General features: G+C 31.8%; 10 protein-coding genes. 7 read left to right on the top strand and 3 right to left on the bottom strand.

What is annotated here, in order from left to right:
- Positions 1-5 precede the first annotated feature (5 nt).
- From WHD54_RS05465 to WHD54_RS05455, 3 genes are all read right to left on the bottom strand, one after another.
- On the bottom strand, positions 6-1901 hold the full coding sequence (locus WHD54_RS05465) for an alpha-1,3-galactosidase-related protein (RefSeq protein ID WP_088323990.1): 1896 nt from the start codon (positions 1899-1901) through the stop codon (positions 6-8).
- 86 nt (positions 1902-1987) lie between these two features.
- Positions 1988-2158 carry a hypothetical protein gene (locus tag WHD54_RS05460; protein ID WP_198943155.1) on the bottom strand — a complete coding sequence of 57 codons (171 nt, stop codon included), beginning with the start codon at positions 2156-2158 and terminating at the stop codon, positions 1988-1990.
- A 27-nt stretch (positions 2159-2185) separates the two neighbouring features.
- On the bottom strand, positions 2186-4642 hold the full coding sequence (locus WHD54_RS05455) for a T9SS type A sorting domain-containing protein (RefSeq protein WP_088323991.1): 2457 nt from the start codon (positions 4640-4642) through the stop codon (positions 2186-2188).
- A gap of 236 nt (positions 4643-4878) precedes the next feature.
- On the opposite strand from WHD54_RS05455, the gene WHD54_RS05450 reads away from it, so the two are divergent.
- From WHD54_RS05450 to WHD54_RS05420, 7 genes are all read left to right on the top strand, one after another.
- Entirely contained in the window at positions 4879-8865 is a 3987-nt protein-coding gene (locus tag WHD54_RS05450) for a hybrid sensor histidine kinase/response regulator transcription factor (RefSeq protein WP_088323992.1), read from the top strand.
- A gap of 15 nt (positions 8866-8880) precedes the next feature.
- Positions 8881-10434: a sulfatase family protein gene (locus WHD54_RS05445; RefSeq protein ID WP_088323993.1), complete on the top strand. Its 1554-nt coding sequence runs from the start codon at positions 8881-8883 to the stop codon at positions 10432-10434.
- An 81-nt stretch (positions 10435-10515) separates the two neighbouring features.
- Positions 10516-12051: a sulfatase family protein gene (locus WHD54_RS05440; RefSeq protein ID WP_088323994.1), complete on the top strand. Its 1536-nt coding sequence runs from the start codon at positions 10516-10518 to the stop codon at positions 12049-12051.
- A 14-nt stretch (positions 12052-12065) separates the two neighbouring features.
- Positions 12066-13463 (top strand): sulfatase, encoded by a 1398-nt coding sequence (locus tag WHD54_RS05435; RefSeq protein ID WP_088323995.1) that lies wholly within the window; start codon positions 12066-12068, stop codon positions 13461-13463.
- A gap of 63 nt (positions 13464-13526) precedes the next feature.
- The gene (locus WHD54_RS05430; RefSeq protein ID WP_088323996.1) at positions 13527-15179 is read left to right on the top strand and encodes a sodium/sugar symporter; all 1653 of its coding nucleotides are present in this window, start codon (positions 13527-13529) and stop codon (positions 15177-15179) included.
- Positions 15180-15492: 313 nt separating this feature from the next.
- On the top strand, positions 15493-16194 hold the full coding sequence (locus WHD54_RS05425; protein ID WP_088323997.1) for an acetolactate decarboxylase: 702 nt from the start codon (positions 15493-15495) through the stop codon (positions 16192-16194).
- 472 nt (positions 16195-16666) lie between these two features.
- Complete coding sequence (locus WHD54_RS05420; protein WP_088323998.1) at positions 16667-20299, top strand: T9SS type A sorting domain-containing protein; 3633 nt, start codon at positions 16667-16669, stop codon at positions 20297-20299.
- Positions 20300-20350 lie beyond the last annotated feature (51 nt).

Below are 20350 nucleotides of genomic sequence, written 5' to 3'. Positions count from 1 at the left end.
GATTTTTATTTTGTACTTGATTTAAATGACTCTTTTTTGGATACCTTTATATTTGTTGATTTTTTATCGATACTTAAAGTTCCTTTTTTACCATCTAATCTCTTGTAAGTATTTCCCTTTATTGTAACATCATTACAATTTATAATTTGAATATTATCTACATCTGGAAATATCGGTTTGTATTTATCTGTCTGAATAATTGTATTATTTTCAAAGACTAAACCATCGACAGACATGGCTACTAAAATAGAGTTGTCAAACGTTTTTATGGTATTGTTTCTAATTGTAATATCTCTGCTGTACATTCCTTTAAAGTTATTTTTATCAACATACTGAGGATCAATTAAAAAGATAGATTGTGGTCCATTACCGCCATAAACTGCATTTTCAATAACATTGTTTTCAATTAAAAGTCCATCATTAGGACCAGACTCATTCCATAAACCTAAATCGCCTGTTAATCGAAAACTTGCCATTTGAGAAGATAAGTGATTATTTCTAACCACAACTTTTCTTGGAGTTGAAATTAAAAAACTACGAGCCCTATTATTTCTGACTACATTATTTTCTAAAACAGCCGAAGCATGCCATGAAATATTTTCTACGCCATCATAAATTTGTACTTTATTGGTTATCGGTTTATTAAAAGTGATGTAAGATATTTTTTCATTAACTCTTTCTACTTTTTTTAAAACCATTGGCACTGTTGTAGGCTGAAGATTTACTTGATCGATGATTTGAACTTCATCTCCTTCTTCGCCAAATAAATATCCGTTTTGATGAGGATGATAGGTTTCTACTGCCAGAGTGTAGTCATCAATAATTTTATTAACCCTTACATAGGTGCCATGAATATTGGTAGCATCATCTAACATGTTTTCAAACGTACAGTTTTTAATGGTTACCATTCCTTTTACATTACAAAAATGTGTAGCATCTGCCGTTGTTGTTACCATTCTGCCAGAACCTTCTCGTAATACTACATTAAAACTATCTAGTGTAATATTTTCTGATCTTTCAGCAATTAATCCCATAGCACCTGCATGGTATACATTTACATTTTTAAATTCTAAATCTTTAGACTTAAATACTCTAAAAGCAGGGCTAGTTCTATTTTCTAAATACTCGCCTTTAGAAACCATAACAGAACCAATTGGCGGAAGCTTTGTCATTTCTGTTGATATTCTTATTAATCCTTTTTTTAACTCAACTGCATGAATTCCTTTTTCAGGCATATTATAGAGTTTTGTATTATATAAAGGTGCCATTGTTTTAGGGTCCCAAAAAATATTTTGACCTACTTCTAGGTTGTCATGTTCCCAATAGGCAAATCTTTTTCCATATTTTCTTTCATAAGGTGTATCTGGTCTTTCTAATTTTAAGTATAAACGCCCAAACTGAACTTCGTAAGGTGAGTTAACTTCAATATCAAAAGTTTTGGTTTCAGTATTGTTGGCGACAACTAAACCTTCTAAAGCGAAAGGAACTTCCCAGTCTATACTTAAATTTGTAATTTTAATATTAGAACTTTCTTCAATAATAAAAGGAATCATTTTGCCATGAAAGATAAAATCAGAATCTCCTCCATCTACCACGAAATTGTGAAAATCAATTAATGGGAACGCAGTTCTTTTCAAACCATTATCGTTATTGGTAATTTCACAATACCTTTCTGGTGCAAAAGTTGGATAAAAGTGATAGGTTCCTTTTGGGAAAATTAACTTGCTAAACCCTTCTTCTTTGCATTTCTTTAATGCTTTTACTATAATAGGTGTAGCATCTTCAGCTGCTTGAATATTATATTCTGATAGATTTAAAACTTTTTGACCATAGCTAGTTAAAACAATTAGCGCCACAAAAAATGCTAAATTCTTTTTTAAAATATCTTTAATTATCTTCATATGCGGATTTTATATTTAGGTTATTAAAAGTTCTACCTATGCTATTTGTGTTAGCATAGATAGCACAAAATTGTTACTGTTTACGCTTAAAAACCTACACCTGGATTAGAAGGAACTGAACTTGCCTGAGCTTTTTGTGGGTTTAAAATCATATAGGTTCCTAAAGCAGTGAGTGCTGCATATTTTCCATAGTTACCTATTTTTTTAATTGCTTCTTTACGAGTAATATCTTGAGTTTTATTTTCTTTTGATTCCATTATCTTAAATGTCTTAGGTTGATAGATTTATTCTAATATAATTTTCTTGTTTAGTTTACTCGATTCAGTTAATAACTGAACAATATAAACGCCACTTGCTAATCTTGGTAAAGTAATTTCTTTTGCTCCATTAGCCTTAAATGATGTATTTAAAACTTGTTTGCCTAAAATATTGTACATTTTTAAGTCTGCATTTCCTGAAGGTAAGCCTACAATTCTTAAGGTATTGTTGCTAGTTGCATATACATTGGTGTTTTGTAAAAGAACTTCATCAGTACTTAATACTCCAGATGCTTTTGTGTGTAAAAAGAAACGTCCTGTTCCGTTTAAAGCATCATTTAAAGTTACTTTATATGATGTATTTGCTTCGTCTAAACGAGTAATAGTATTTGTAAATCTGTCTTCTAAAAAAACTTTAGTATCTCTAGGTAAATTCATCGCTTCAGCAGTAAAGGTGATTTCTTTTCCAGCATCAGCTTTAACACCTACAGGAACAATTATGGTCTCCATTTCAGCAATTGGTAATGATTGAACTTGGAATTTTTTACCATCATTATTTTCAATTAAATTAGTAAATACATCTACGGTATTTTCAATCCCGCCAAAAGTTTCACCGTCAAAACCATTGTCAAAACCTTTGGTTGCATTGTCTAAATAATACATTTTCACAAATCTATTATTTGAGCCATCGTTCATTATCAATTTCACTTCTGTTTTTGATGATTTTTGGAAAGTTCCACCTGTTGAAGCTTGATAAGATTCTGCAATGTTGATGTTTGTTCCGTTTGATGATCTTACAAAAAATCCTTGAGCTGGTGCCAACACAAATGAGTCTCCAGTTACTTTTGTCTCATAAATACTTCCATTCCAAACCCAAAGCGTTTGTGAAACTAAATTCGCAGAATTATCTGTTAAAAAAGTAGCACTTGTTAAGTGTGAAGTATATGGATTTCCAATCAAGTTAAAACCTGTTCCTGCATTGGAAACAGCTACTGAAACATCAGTAGTATTGATTGTTCCTGTGAATGAAATATCGCCAGCAGATGCTAATTTTGCAGAATAACCTTTTCCGTTAGCTAATGCATCATTTGAGGTATTTGTAAAATATGTCCATTTAGAACCCAAAGCTTGAGAATCATCATAAGGAGCAAAACCAATTCTTCCGTCTCCAGATCCATCAGCAAGTGTGTTATTTGCTCTGATAGATGTCATAGTTTCTCCTGCAAATGGTGAAGAAACCAAATACCAGTTTGTTGTTGCAAGGTTTCTGTTGTAGGTTACATTTCCTGTTGATGTGCCATTTACAATTAAACTACCTCCTGAGTTAATAGTCAATGAACTTGATCCATCTATAGATAAATTGTTAATTGTTGCATTTGTAGAGCCACCTATTACCAATGCTGGCGAATCTGATAACAAGGTTACATTTTCTAAAGAAGTAGGAGCAGCAGTTGATGACCAGTTTGTACCTGTTGCCCAATCTGAACCTGCTTTAAATAAATTGATTTTTGAATCCCAAGCACCTACATCGCTTTTGTCTGAACCAAAATCTATTGGAGTATCGTCATTAATAGAAGATGGAGCCCCGTATGTTAAGTTTGGACTGGTAAAAGTAAAGGTAGTGTTAGAAAAATCTGCGCTTAAATCTGAACTTAAATGGGTACCAACATTACTTGTATATTGAGCCAACGAGTTGTTAATATCTATTGTTGAACCTGGTAGAGAATTTATATCTGAATTAGATCCATTTCCCGAGGTATTATCATAAAACAAACTATTATTGATTGTTAAATTAACGCTTGTATTACTGACTCTGATTGCCGCACCATTAAAATTTCCTGATGCAGCAACTGAATTTTGATAAAAAGTACTATTTGTAACTGTTACTGTAGCGCTTCCTTGATTATGCAGAGCCCCACCCTGAGCGGATGCATTTGTATTAGAATTTTTATAAAAGTTACAATTAGTAAACGTCGCAGTTGCATTTTGAACATAAACGGCACCTCCTCCTGCTGAAGCAGATGTACTGTTATTCAAAAAATTACAGCCTGTGAATGAAACAGTTAGATTAGCATTAAAGGCGTTAAAAACTGAACCTTGGGCACCAGAACTAATATTTTGGAATGTGATATCCTCAAAAGACCAAGTTTGAGTGTTAGTTTGAGTTACTGCTATTAATCGATTAGAGCCATCACCAGTAATAGTGGCGTTGTTTTGTCCTCTAATTGTCAAACTTTTGGAGTTTGCATCATTGATAAACGTTTGTGCGGTTTGATTAACAGAACCATCTATTATTATAGTATCATTATTACTAGCTCGAGAAATAGTATACCCTAATGAGGCCCAAGCCTCACCTAAAGATTGACCATCTCGGTCAGCATCATTGTTTACGCCGTCAGAGGCAACATAATAAGTTGTTTGTCCTAAAATGCTAAAAGTAAAAAAGAAGCAAAATAAAGTTGCTAAAAAGTTTTTTTGTTTCATGCTGTTTGGTTTTTAAGTTTAAAATTTTTTGAATTTTTCATCTAATATTATGTTTTTTAGAAATGGTTACATTCTTACGATTCAAATGTAGAAAAAGGACTAATTTTTAATGTTTTGTTATGTAACAATCGTTTTTGCTATTGTAACAAAATGAATATTTAATAGTATTTTGATGGTTTATTTTAATTTTTATTTATTTTCTTTGATAAATATTAACAAATATTCAATTTATATAAATGAATAGGTATTTTGTATATTTATTTTTAACTTTTTGTTTTTTTGGCGCTGCTAGTGCCCAAAGATTACAATTAAACTCTTTAACTGTAAAAGATGGCTTATCTCAACACGATGTAAGTAGTATTATACAAGATTCAGAGGGTTTTATTTGGTTAGCTACATATGATGGCCTTAATAAATTTGATGGTTATCAAATAGAAAATTATCTGCACGATAATAACGACATTTCTAGTTTATCAAGTAACAGAATCCGTTGCTTATTTGAAGATGATAACAAACAGATTTGGATAGGCACTGATGGATATGGGTTAAACTACTATTCGTTAGAAAAAGGAAATATAACAAGAGTAACTGTACCTGATAACTATGAGATTATAAATGATATTTCGCAAAATTCTGATGGAGATATCTTAGCCGCAACAACTCAAGGCTTACTTAAAATCACCGAAAATAATACCGATTTTTTAGTCGAAATATTACAAACACCAATTACTGGGTTTGATATAAAAAAAATTAAAATATTACAGAACGGTCACATACTTTTTGCAACAGGTAGAGGACTTTGGTTGTATAAAAATGATAAATACACGTTAATTAAAAATTCTAATTATATAGCATTCAATACAATTGTAGAATCTGCCAATCATGAAATATGGGTTGGAGGTAAAAGTGGTTTATATCAAGTTGTTGATAATAGCCTAATTTCTAGGAAAGATAAAGTAAATAATGATGTTTTATCTATGGTTGAAGGAATAAATAATGATTTATGGATTACCACTTTCAAAAATGGGTTATTGCATTTTTCTTTAAATACTTTAGATGTTTATACAGTGGCCTCTGTAAATAATTCAATTGATTCTTATTTAGAAAACAACCAACTAAAATATATTTTTAAAGACGCCACAAACACCTTGTGGATTGCAAATAATAATGGCACAGTATATACAAATTTAGATAGTAGAAAATTTAAAAGTGTTCCTCTTAAAAAAAAGGGAAATGTAAGGACGTTATTTTCTAAAGGCGACAAAATTTACTACGGATTACAAGCAGGTAGATTTTATGTGTACTCCTTAAAGACAAATTTAAATGAGGCCATTGATATCCCTGAAAATGCGATAGCTTTTAGAGTTGACACCTTAAATGGTAAAATTCATTTAGCCACGACAAATGGTTTATTTAGAGAGGTTTCATCTAAAGAAGATAAATTTAAACTGGTTTCAGTTTTTGAAGATTCACCTGAAAAAAACAATTTATTAGTTACAAGTTTTTGCAAAGATGGTTTTGGAAATCAATATTTTGGAACCTTTCGAGGACTGTTGTTAAAAACAAAAAACAAAACAATCTGGGTACACCAAAAGTTTAAGAATTTAGATTATTTAAGAAACGTAAGAATCTTTTCTTTAAAAATGGATTATTCAAAAAACTGTATTTGGGTAGGAACCGTTTCTAAAGGTTTGTTTAAGATAAATTTAGACAAATCGGGTAACATTTTATCTGCAGAAAGCTACAGTGAACAAATGACCGGTTCTTACAAAATACCCAACAATTCTATCTGGTGTTTTTATCAAGATAAAGATAACTCCCTATATGTTGGCACAGACACAGGGCTTTTACATAAAAAGGCAAATGAAAGCCAGTTTTATACAGTAGAAGCCGAAGATATCTTGAATAAAAAAATAATGGGAATTATTAGCGATGAGTTTTCTAATTTATGGTTAAACAATTCTCAAGGTATTATTAAGTACAATTTAACAACAAAATCAACCAACACGTTTAATTATTTTGATGGCTTGTTAACAAATACCTTTACAGAAGCTATTTCCAAAAATAATAAAGGAGAACTTTTCTTTGGAAACATTTCTGGAATCAATTATTTTAAATCTGGAGAACTTTATAACAATCCGTTTCCCTCAAAAATATCCTTCACGAATCTTTGGGTAAACAATAATAAAGTTGCAGTAGATCAAGAAATATTAGGTTCTACAATACTCAGTAAAACACTTAATAATTCTAATAACTTAGTGTTTAATCATCAACAAAATGATTTTTCGCTAGAATTTACGAGTACCAATTATGCAAATGTTAAAGTAAATAAATACAGATACAAGTTAGAAAACTATGATGAAAAATGGAAGGTTGTAGATAATAAAAAGCGTTTTGCAAGCTACTCTAACATAGCTAGTGGAAATTATAAACTTATTGTAGAGGCCACAAATCCAGATGGCAATTGGTCTAATATAACCAGAAGTATCTCAATAAATATACAACCAGCTCCTTGGAATACTTGGTGGGCTTATGTACTGTATGTAGCTGTAATTTTATCAGTTTTATTTGTATTAATTTACTTTTGGCAAAATAAAGAAAAGCTAAGAAATCAAATAGAGCTTTCAAAATTTAAAAATGAACAAGAAAAAAAGGTAAACGAAATGAAATTAACCTTTTTTACTGATGTTGCTCACGAGTTTAAAACACCATTATCACTAATTATCGGCCCTTTAAACGATTTAATAAAAGGAAACATTTCTAAAGAGCATAAGGAGTTCTGTTATAACATTGTCTCTAGAAATACGAATAGAATGATGAACCTTGTAAATCAGCTATTAGATTTTAGGAAAGTAAATTCTGGGTTAAACATTTTAAAAGTTTCTAGAAAAGATATGTGTTCGTTTGTAAAAGAAATTGCCAAGTCTTTTTTGTGGCAAGCAAAAGCTCGAGAAATAGAATTAAAAATAGTATCACCAGAAAGTTATTTTTGTCATTTTGATAAAGATATTGTGGAAAAAGTAATTTACAATTTATTGTCAAATGCCTTTAAATATACCCCAAATAAAGGCATCATAGAAATAGAAATTAAACCTACTTGGAAACAAGAATTAGAATATTTTGTAATCTTAATAAAAGATAGTGGTAAAGGCATTGCACAACAAGATAAAAAGAAAATATTTCAAAGACATTTTCACGGTAAAGACAGATCTTCATCTGGTATTGGGCTGCATTTAACAGCAACGTTAATAGAAGCTCATAAAGGAGAAATTAATGTACTTAATAGCGCTTTGGGTGGTACAGAGTTTATGATTACGCTGCCTGTTTCATCTAAAGCATTTACAGAAGAAGAATATTTGACGAAAGATGATATTCCTATAAATTTACCTCCAGATTATGTTTCTGGAGATATTATTGAAAAAGCGGAAGAAGATTTTGACGAAGAAAGAGAAAAAATATTAATTGTTGAGGATGATTATGATTTAAGAAAATACCTTAAAAACATTTTAATTACAAAGTATATCGTTCTCGAAGCAAACAATGGTAATGAAGGATTTCAAATTACGTTAAAAGAAATACCTGACATAATTATAACTGATGTGATGATGCCAGAGTTAGATGGAATCGAAATGTGTGAACAAATCAAAAAAAATATTTTAGTTTCTCATATTCCTGTGTTAATGCTAACCGCAAAAACGGGTGATGAATTTTATAATAAAGGACTAAAAGTTGGTGCTTGGGATTATATAGCAAAACCATTTAATAGCGCCCAATTACTGCAAAAAGTTAATAATATTGTAAAAACTAGAAATAATTTCAGGCAATTTATAGCCTCAGGACCATCAAAAGAAATTGAAAATCACTACGTTTCTTACGATCAACAATTTGTAAAAAATGCGATTGAAATCATAAAATTAAAAATGTCTGAACCTGGTTTTTCTGCTAAAGAATTATCTCAAGAACTTGGGTTAAGTAGAATGCAATTGCATAGAAAATTAAAAGCCTTAAATGGTGTAAGTACCACTGCTTTTATAAATTCTATTCGTATTGAAAAGGCAATTAGTATGTTTGATGAAGGTTGCGATCGGGTACAAGAAGCTATGGATGCTGTTGGTATTAATAGCTATGCACATTTTATCAGTCTATTTAAGAAAGAAAAAGGAATGACACCTAGCAAATATATAGAACAAAAACCACAAAAAACAAAAGAGTTAAATAACTAGAAAAAATCAATTAAAATGAAAAAATATTTTATAAGTCTTTTATTTCTATCATTTGTTGCTTGTAATCCAACTCCAAAAAAAACTGCTATCGATAATAGTAAAGTTCAAGAAAAACCAAACATTGTGATCATCTATTTAGATGATTTAGGGTATGGAGATTTAAGTTCTTACGGAGCAACAGCATTGCAAACACCAAATATAGATGCTTTAGCAAACGAAGGTATTAAGTTTACTAATGGTTATGCATCATCAGCTACTTGTACACCAAGTAGATATGCACTATTAACAGGTATGTACCCTTGGCGAAATAAAGATGCTAAAATTTTGCCAGGAACTGCACCGTTGTTAATTAGTACAACACAGCAAACTTTACCAAAAATGCTAAAAAAGCAAGGCTATCAAACTGCGATTGTTGGTAAGTGGCATTTAGGTTTAGGAACGGGTATTGTAAACTGGAATGATAAAGTAACTCCAGGGCCTAATGAAGTTGGTTTTGACGAATCTTATATTTTAGCAGCTACCCAAGATAGAGTGCCAACGGTTTATATTAAAGATGGTAATGTGGTTGGTTTAGATAAAAATGATCCAATTGAAGTAAATTATAAAGAAAATTTTGAAGGCGAACCTACCGCAATTTCAAATCCAGAAATGTTAACCATGAAATGGCATCATGGACACAATAGTAGTATTGTAAACGGAATTCCTAGAATTGGTTATATGAAAGGAGGAGAGGATGCAAAATGGACAGATACAGATATGGCTGATCATTTTTTAGCTAAAGCCCAGAATTATATAAAAACGCACAAAGAGAAACCGTTCTTTTTATATTATGCAATGCAACAGCCACATGTGCCAAGAACACCACACCCAAGATTTGTAGGAAAATCACGAATGGGACCAAGAGGTGATGTCATTTTAGAAGCAGATTGGGCAATTGGCGAATTTATGAAAACCCTAAAAGAAGAGGGAATTTTAGAAAATACATTAATTGTTTTTTCAAGTGATAATGGTCCTGTTTTAAATGATGGTTATTACGATGGTGCAGTTGAAAAAGCAGGGAACCACGATCCAAAAGGAGGTTTAAGAGGGGGTAAATACAGCATTTTTGAAGCAGGTACTAGAGTTCCGTTTATTACGTATTGGAAAGGAAAAATTCAACCCAAAGTTTCAGATGCTATTGTTTGTCAAATGGACTTATTGGCATCAATTGCTGATTTAGTTGGTGCTAAAGAAACATCCACAGATAGTAAAAATTTACGCAATACATTTTTAGGAAACGCTGATAAAGGCAGAGAGCACTTAATTATAGAAGCTACAGGAAAAACTGCTTTAAGAAGTGGAGATTGGTTGTATATACCTACTTACAGTGGTAAGAATTTTAGAAAAGCAGTTGGTATAGAAGTAGGTAACTTTCCATACGAGCAATTATATAATTTAAAAGAAGATAAAGCACAACAAAAAAATTTAGCCGAAACCGATACTCAAAAGCTGGTAGAAATGAAACAAACCTTTATCAATTTAAGGGGAGAAAATCACCGAAAAGGAGTAAAAGAGGTGGTTTTTGAATAAAGTATTAATTTTTTAATCCTAATAAACATTTCATAAGATGTTTTTATTTGAGAAGATTTCAAGTGTAATTGAATTTTTAAAATGACGTATAAAAAAATCACAAAAATACAAATTAAGTATGCGCTTATTCTTTTAGGTATTGGGTTTTTATATTCTTGTAATGCTCAAAATAAAGAAGATAAAAAGCCTAACATTTTATGGATAGTTGCCGAAGATTTATCTCCTTTTATGGAAGCTTATGGAGATACCATCAATAAAAATCATACTCTTGTTATTGACAAAATGGCTTCAGAAGGCGTTTTGTTTAAAAGAGCCTATACAACAGCACCTGTTTGTTCTGCTAGTAGATCTGCATTAATTACAGGGGTAATGCAAACAACTACAGGAACACATCAACATAGATCTAGTAGATTTACAGACGGCGAAATAGTTCCTGAAGAACTTAGAATTTATTTACCAAAAGAAATGAAAACGATTCCTGAATTGATGAAAGATGCAGGATATTTTACATTTAATAATGGCAAAGACGATTATAATTTTCATTACAATCGACTAGATTTATACGATGTAAGTACTAAAGAAGACTATAAACCTGGAATGAATGGCTGGCAAGGAAATAAAGCAAAACATATGTCATCTATAACTAAAGATGCTTGGAATGCAAGACCTAATAAAAGTCAGCCTTGGTTTGGACAAATTCAAATTGATGGAGGAAAAGCAAAATCAAAATTTGTTAGAAAGGGAGAAAAACTAAACGATAACGAAGTGCCATTACCCCCTTACTATCCAGGAGTAGCGTCATTTCAAAATGCTTGGACAGTTCATTACAATGCAAATCGAGGTGCAGATGCTAACATCGAGGATATTTTAAACCAATTAGAGGCAGATAATGAATTAGAAAACACCATTATTTTCTTTTTTTCAGACCATGGAAGTAATACATCTTATCGTCATAAACAGTTTTGTTATGAAGGTGGAATGCTAGTGCCTTTAATTATTAAAGGAGATAATATCAGATTTAAAAAAGGACAGGTTAGAGATGATTTGGTTTCTTTATTAGATATTTCAGCAACTACTTTAGCTTTAGCAAATGCAAAACTACCTAATTATTTAGATGGTCAAAATCTTTTTTCTGATCAGTATCAAAAACAAAATTATGTAATAGGAGCAAGAGATCGATGCGATTTTACAATAGATAAAATTAGAACCGTTGTCTCAGAAAAATTTAGATATATTAAAAATTATTTTCCAAACAGACCCATGTTACAGGCTGGTTATAGAGACCGTTCGCCTGTGGTTAAAGATTTTAAAAGGTTATATAAAGAAGGTAAATTAACACCCTATCAAGAAGAACATTGGTTTGGAGTAAGACCTGTTGAAGAATTGTATAATCTTGAGGAAGACCCTCATCAAATGAATAACTTGGCAAATAATAAAAGTTATCAAACTATTCTAAAAGAGCACAGAAATGTTTTAGAAAACTGGATTAAAGAAACCAGTGATCAAGGTCAAAAACCCGAAGATGTAAAACAATTAAAGGCAACTTATGACTTGTGGAAGGACAGACCACTTTTTAAATCTGCTAAAATTAATCCAGAATATAATGTTTTCAAATAAAAACTATTTTTAGTATGAGGTTAAACTATACTAAAATAGTATCTATAGGATTGTTAGTAATTACCAGTTTGGTTGGTTGTGAATCAAAAAGTAATCCTAAGCAAACAAAAAATAAGCCGAATATCGTTTTATTCTTTGTAGATGATTTAGGCTGGTCAGATCTTGGTTTTCGTAATCCTATTTTCGAGTCTCCGAATATTAATAGTTTGGCAAAATCTGGACTAAGTTTTGAACAAGCCTATATCCCTACACCAACTTGTAGCCCAAGTCGAGCAACATTATTAACGGGTAAGCATCCTGTGCGTTTAGAGATGGTTCGTCATATTCCTGGAGGTAAAAAAAATGGTTTTGATCAGTTTGGCAGAGGTTCTATAGAATATCATTTATTACCAAGAGATCCAGCACAATTTCCATCAAGGAATTGGTTGCCTTTAGAACATAAAACCTATGCAGAGGCTTTAAAAACCCAAGGATATTATAATATGTTTTTAGGAAAATGGCATTTAGGTCATGAATCATATCACCCAAATAAACAAGGTTTTGATAAACAAATTGGTACTTCAAATTTCGGACATCCAAAATCATATTACCCACCTTATTTTAGGCAAGACAGTATTTTTGAGGATACAAAAAACACCTATTTAACAGATAAATTGACTAATGAAGCAGTTTGTTTTATTCGTAATTATAAAAAAGAAAATCCTTTTTTGCTCACATTTTCCTATTATTCTGCGCACTCACCACATGAAGGCCGTAAAGATTTAGTAGCGTATTTTGAAGCAAAAGGATTGAAAGGTAAATTTGCTCATTATGCTGCAATGGTGAAAGCTACTGATGAATCAGTAGGAAGAGTTATGCAAGCCATTAAAGATGCTGGTAAAGAAAAGGAAACCATTTTTATTTTTTTATCTGACCAAGGAGGCTATTTTGAAAATGCACCTTTTAGAGGAGGTAAAATGACCGAGACCCTTTTTGAAGGAGGTGCTCGCATACCTTTTTTCTTTTATTGGGATGGTGTTACAAGTCCTAATAGTAAAAATGACACACCAGTTCAATCTACAGATTTATTTCCAACTTTAGTAGAAATAGCAGGTGGAGATACTTCTATATATCAGAATTTAGATGGGGTTTCATTGCTTTCGACCATCAAAGAAAATAAGCTATTAAAAGAAAGAACGCTCTTTGGATATAGAGCTTATGAAGACTTATACGCATCAGTAAGAGATGGAGATTGGAAACTATTAACCTACAGAAGTGGAAAAACTGAGCTCTTTAACATTTCTAAAGATGTTAAAGAGGAATATGATTTAAATACTAAAATGCCTGATATTGTTGATAAACTGAAGGATAAATTGATAAAATGGGAGAAAGAAATGAATGTTGAAAAATATTCAGGAATGAGTTTGAAATAAGATTTTCATCTTTCTTTAACAACTAATAAAATTAATAACCAATACTATATATTTTTATAAATTATGACATCAAGTTTTGAAATTTTAGATTACATCATATTTATCGCCTATGCGATTCTAATTTTAGGAGTCGGATTATGGGTTTCTAGAGACAAAAAAGGACATCAAAAAAATGCAGAAGATTACTTTTTAGCCAGTAAATCTTTGCCTTGGTGGGCAATTGGTGCTTCTTTAATTGCCGCAAACATTTCTGCGGAACAATTTATTGGGATGTCTGGTTCTGGTTTTGCTTCGGGATTAGCTATTGCTTCTTACGAGTGGATGGCAGCCATCACTTTAATCATTGTAGGAAAGTATTTCTTACCGATCTTTATTGAAAAAGGCTTGTACACCATTCCTGAATTTGTTGAAAAACGATACTCTACCAATTTAAAAACCATTTTAGCGGTATTTTGGATTGCTTTATACGTGTTTGTAAACTTGACTACTGTCTTGTATTTAGGTTCTCTAGCCTTAGAAACGATTATGGGAATTCCTATGATGTATGGGGTTGCTGGTTTAGCGCTTTTTGCAGCAGCCTATTCTTTATATGGAGGACTTTCTGCAGTGGCTTGGACCGATGTAATTCAAGTTGTATTTCTAGTAATTGGTGGTTTGGTTACCACTTATTTGGCTTTAAATACGGTTTCAGACGGACAAGGGATGTTTGCAGGCTTAACTACCATATACGAAGCGGTTCCTGAACGTTTTGCGATGATTTTAGATGAATCGAATCCTGAATATAAAAACTTACCTGGTATTGCAGTTCTTGTGGGTGGAATGTGGGTTGCGAATTTGTATTACTGGGGATTTAATCAATACATCATCCAAAGAACCTTGGCTGCTAAATCTTTAAAAGAAGCACAAAAAGGGATTTTATTTGCAGCTGGTTTAAAATTAGTGATTCCGTTAATTGTGGTAATTCCTGGAATTGCAGCCTATGTAATGGTCAATGATCCTGAAATTATGGCAAGATTAGGAGCAGCCGGATTAGAAAATTTACCAACTGCCGAACAAGCAGATAAGGCCTATCCTTGGTTGTTACAGTTTTTACCAACAGGCTTAAAAGGTGTGGCGTTTGCAGCGTTAGCAGCAGCTATTGTTTCCTCATTAGCCTCGATGTTAAACTCAACCTCTACTATTTTTACGATGGATATCTACAAACAATACATCAATAAAAATGCATCTGATAAAGCAACCGTAAATATGGGTAGAATTTCTGCGGCAGTTGCCTTAGTAATCGCTTGTATTATGGCGCCTTTGTTAGGGAATTTAGATCAAGCTTTTCAATTTATCCAAGAATATACAGGAGTAGTAAGTCCAGGAATTTTAGCCGTATTTATGTTAGGGTTATTCTGGAAAAAAACCACCAACAAAGGAGCAATTGTTGGTGCGTTAGTATCAATACCTATTGCGATGTACTTTAAAGTAGGACCAAAGGGATGGTCTACAAGTTCATTCTTTGTAGATGTACCATTTATGGATCAAATGGGCTATACTGTTGTGTTAACAATGATTGTGATAGCAATTTATAGTTACGTGCAACACAAAGGTGCTGATGATGAAAAAGGAATTGATATTTCTAAAGCAATGTTTAAAACGAGTCCGTTATTTAATATTGGTTCGTTTGCAGTAATGCTAATCTTAGTGGTATTGTATAGTGTGTTCTGGAATTAACTACAAGGTGTAATAAATTAGAATTGAGTATTTGTCTTTTGGCTTAATTTTCAAGTAATAATTACAGTAATGAAATTCATCATTTTTTGAGTATCTTGCACTTAATATTATAATAATCAGAAAACTAAAATCTGCATACGTTTTTGCATACGATTTTATATTTTGAGGGGGTGTGAGCCAAGTAAATGCGTTTAGAATTTGATAGGCGCAGAGCTCATAACCCGAAGGTCACTGGTTCGAGTCCAGTTCCCGTACTATAACAATAAAACGGTTATACTTTTATAAAGTGTAGCCGTTTTTTTATTTTTACAGCATGTTAAAAAATATTATTTACATCTTTTCCGCGCTTCTGTTTGCCTCATGTACCAAATCAACAAACACTTCTTCTATTAAGGTTGTTGGTGAAATGAGAGATGTGATGTGGAAAGGAGATTTGAAAGGTAAGATTGCAACAGATTCATTAAATAACAAAGAAACCTATGGATTAGGACCTATTGAGTTTTTAAAAGGAGAAATAGTAGTGTTTGATGGACAAACATTTGTCTCGAAGGTTATTGATAGTATTTCTCATCAGGTAACTAAAATCCCTTCAGTCAGGGCTCCCTTTTTTGTATACAGCACAAATAGTGATTTAAAAGTTGTTGAATTCAATCGTGAAAATTTTACGTTAAAGGAGCTTGAGGAATATATTAATTCAGTGTACAAAGATTATGACCAACCAATATTAATACGTATCGATGGTTTATTTGATAACATAAAAGTTCACAGTGTGAATCTACCTGAGGGTAAGAAAGTATCATCCCCAGATGAAGCGCACCAAGGATTGACTCAATATGATTTCAAAAATATTAGTGGATCTTTGATAGGCTTTTTTTCTCGAAATCATAAGGCCGTTTTTACGCACCACGACAGTTTCTTTCATGCACACTTTATTTCCGATGATCTTGAAGTGTTAGGTCATATCGATGAAACCGATTTTAACTCTTCAAAAGTAACCATGAAAGTTTCAAAGTAATTTTATCTTGGGTGAAGAGGAGTTAAAATTCAAACACCTGAACCTTTCATAACAAGAGTCATCAAATTATGAGTATCAATTAAATCTCTTGTTGTAAAACTAATGTTCGATATTTCGAATGTGTTATCTACTAAACAAGACGGACTAGTATTTTTACTAGTCCGTTTTTTATTGGAATCATCCTTAATACATGTAAATTAACGGATTAATCTAAATATTGGTTTCAAATTTGAGGTTCGACAAAAAGAGTATTCTGTTGTAATAATACCTCCCATTTTCAGTTATTATTTCTCATTAGATTTGCATCACTGAGGTAGGTTAGAATAATTGGATTCTATTATATTTAAAATTTGTATATCATTAGATGTAAGTGCTTCTTCAATTCTCAAATTGTTAGAATTTTTTAATTTTCAAAGGAAAATTCTATAATTTTGTGTTACTTTTAGAAAATAATTAGTGTTAAAATTTAAGTATGCTAAAAAATAACCTTTGTATTTCTCTCTTATTTTTTTCTTTTTTAGTGAATGCCCAATTCACTGTAAGAGTTGATGGTATTAAAGAGAATGATTCTATAACAGTTATTGTTCAAAAAGGGGCTGAACAACTCATAAAAAAATATGCAAAATACAATGATGGTAATACAGCTTCGGTTGACTTTACTTTAGATAGTGGTGAATGGGCAGTGAAACTTGATGCAACAGGGTACACCTATCCTTCTCAAAAAGTTGTTAAAATTCCCACTGTAAGTTCTGTTTTGTTTACTTTAACTGAAGCTACAGAAGGAGATTTTACTTATAACTGGGTAGATGATGGTTCAGCAGCAGGGCATTCCACACAATCTTACGTTGCAGAACCAAGTGAAATTGTAGTTCTTAACGATACAGTAAGTGTACCTTCAGATTTTTCCTCTATAAAGTTAAGAACAGCATACGGAGTAGTATTGTCAGACTCTATTAAACCTTGGAGTAAAGAAGACAGTTATCGCTTGTACAAAATGTTTTCAAATTTACCTTATAATCCGTTTGGAGAAGGAAGTACTATAGATTTTAGTTCTGGAGAAAACGTTAGAGGTGTATTTATGTTAACTGATAACGAACTTCCTGATGATATTACTATAAATAATGATGGAGAAGTTCCTTATGCTACTGTAAGCCAAAGTGCTTTTACTTATGCAAATCCTCAAATTGTAAAATTAGATGGTATACGTGGTAAATTTTATTCAAAAAGATTATACCACACAGTTGTTAATTTTATTACAGATTTTGGGAACAAAGAGGAGGTTTTAAATTGGTTAGCAGAAGAAAGTTTTGGAATACAATTTGTAAAACCTAGTCAATTTGCTCAAGTTTTTAAAGAAGATAATGGCACTTATATGGGAGATGATAATTCTAATTTTCAAGATTTTTATAAAACAGAAAAATTAGAAATATTAAGTATGTTCGAAGAATTACCCGAAGGTTTTCATAAACAAGAAGGATTAAAATATATAGTTCGTAGAATAGACGGACAAGATCATCCAGATCCTGCATACAAGCAAGCAGCCGCAATAGCTTGGACGGGTTTAAAAACTATAGAATTTATGTCTAAAGCTTTTATTGGGAGTAATTTAAGTGATGTAAGACGTTTAATTTTACATGAAAAAGCACATTTTTTATGGGAATATACTTTTGATGATACCACTAAAAAAGATTGGACTGAGCTTGGTGGTTGGTTTGAAGATCCAACTTCTGCTAGTGGTTGGTCTACTTATAACACTACAGAATTTGTATCAGCCTATGCGCACTTAAAAAATCCGAATGAGGATATGGCAGAGTCGATTGCTATTTATTTAACCAATCCAGATCGTTTAATAAATGTATCTCAAAAAAAGTATGAGTTTATAAGAGACCGTATTATGCATGGTACACGTTATGTATCTATCATAAGAGAAGACTTAACCTTTACAGTGTATAATTTATACCCTGACTATACTTTTCCGGGTAAAATTGTAGAGCTAGATTTAAAAGTAGAAGGAGCACCAGAAGAAGATAAAACAATAACTATGGAAGTTCGTTTAGCTTCAGAAAATCCTGCAATAGATGGTGCTACAGAGGTGTATACAAGATTTTCTTCTTCTATAGGAACTATATTTGATATACGATTAACACCAAAAAATGGGTATCTAGACTCTGTACTTGTTGGTTCAGCTACGTTGAGTAAATATGCAAAAAATGGTTATTGGAACCTGAGTTCTGCAAAAATTTATGATCAAGTTCGAAATGCCAGATACGAAAACACTTCTACAGTAGGAGCAAAACTATTTATCTCAAGCCCATTAGAAGATCTTATTCCTCCTAAATTTTTGGACTACAATCTATCAGTTATAGATAGTACTTTTAATGCGAATGGAGAGATAGATCCGAATGGAGAGCCAGGGCAAGCTATAAAAATTGTATCAAAATGGGAGGAAATAAACACTCCACTTAAGTATAATGGAGATTATTCAAGGATAGATTTCCCAAACCCAGACCAAGCAGAAACTTATTACAAGGAAGTTAATTCTCAAACTATTAACCCTCAAGACACTATTAAAGTGAATGTGGGTTATATGTATATCCCAGAATATTACCCTTCAGGATATTATGCAACAACGGCACTTATAACTGCAGACCCAGCAGGTAATAATAGTTGGGTTCAATTTTCTAATAATCCAGATAACAATGGTTGGATTAATAATTTTAATAATTTTGGTGCTGTTAAAGACTCTGTTTATGTCGAGACAAAATATCCAGATATTGTAAAGCCAGAGATAGATTTAAACAATATAACTGTTGTTGCAGAACCTACCAATCCTCAAGCTCCAAACGGTGAAACCAGAGTAGATATTAATTTTAACGCTAGAGATTTATCTGATTTTCCCGGATATGAAGCGGGTGTTTATTCAGTTTCTTTACTACTTAGAGACCCTCAAGGGAAAAAGTATGGTTTCCAAACAGGTAATACCACTATGAATCATCCAGACTTAGATTTGGCAGATACTGAGCCTGTTTTAGATAATAAATGGCGTAATTATAGATTTGACTTAGTACTACCACAAGGTTCCGCACCAGGTGTTTGGGGTATTTCAGACATTGTAATATTAGATAAAGTTGGAAATACGAGAAGTTATAATTTTGAAGAATATGTTCGTTTCGATATTATAGAATCTGATATTCAATTAGAGGAAGCCTTAGAAATTGAAATAACTGATAAGGTAATTAACGCAGGTAATGTAAATGCTATTAAAGCAAAAATGTCTTGTAAACCCTGTACAGGTTTAAATTATGTAGCTACTATTTATTCTAGATTTGGTGGTGGAGCTGTTGTAAGAAGTGAAGGCACATTAAGTGCTGATGAACAAATTATAGAAAATTTAAACACAACAGGTATTCTAGACGGTGAAGTAAATCTTACGGTTCAGCTTACTGATTCTGAAGATAAATTAATTGCAACAAAAACAACTGCATACACTAAAGATGTAGTATATCCTTCTGCTTATTATACCAGAACAAACCTGCAAAACGATGGCACAAGCTCTTTAGATGAGTTTACGGTAGATGTTGTTATTGAGACTCAAGATGTTGGGGGTTCTTATAATTTAAATATTAATTTAGATGGGGTGTCCTCTAAAACTAGCAATATAACTACCTTAAGTTTTACAGGAAATTTAAATGCTGAAGAGACTAGGTTAACTGATTTGGATATTTCTTCTTTATCGAATGGAGTATACAAATTTAACTTATCCATTACCGATCCTAATGGAAATAAAGGAGCGCCTGAAACCTTATATTATTTAATTGAAAATGAAAATATTACATTGTTAGGAACAACAAATACCTTAAGTTCTACAGATAATACTCTACCTAATTTAACCATGTATCCAAATCCAGTAGAACACTTTTATTACATCAATTTTAATGAAGAACTTCTTCTAGAAGTTTTTGATATGTATGGGAAAATGATTATGAAAAAGAAAATAGATATAGGCACAAATAAGATTAATACTACTACATTATCTGCAGGGCATTACTTCTTTAAAGTAACAACTAAAGATAAACATTTAGTAAAAAGAATAATAAAAAAGTAATTTTTCACAAAAAGAAGAGCCTTCAACAAATATTGAAGGTTTTTTTTTGAT

Source organism: Polaribacter tangerinus (assembly GCF_038024095.1).
GTDB classification, from domain to species: domain Bacteria; phylum Bacteroidota; class Bacteroidia; order Flavobacteriales; family Flavobacteriaceae; genus Polaribacter; species Polaribacter tangerinus.
This window is presented reverse-complemented; position numbering and strand designations above follow the sequence as displayed.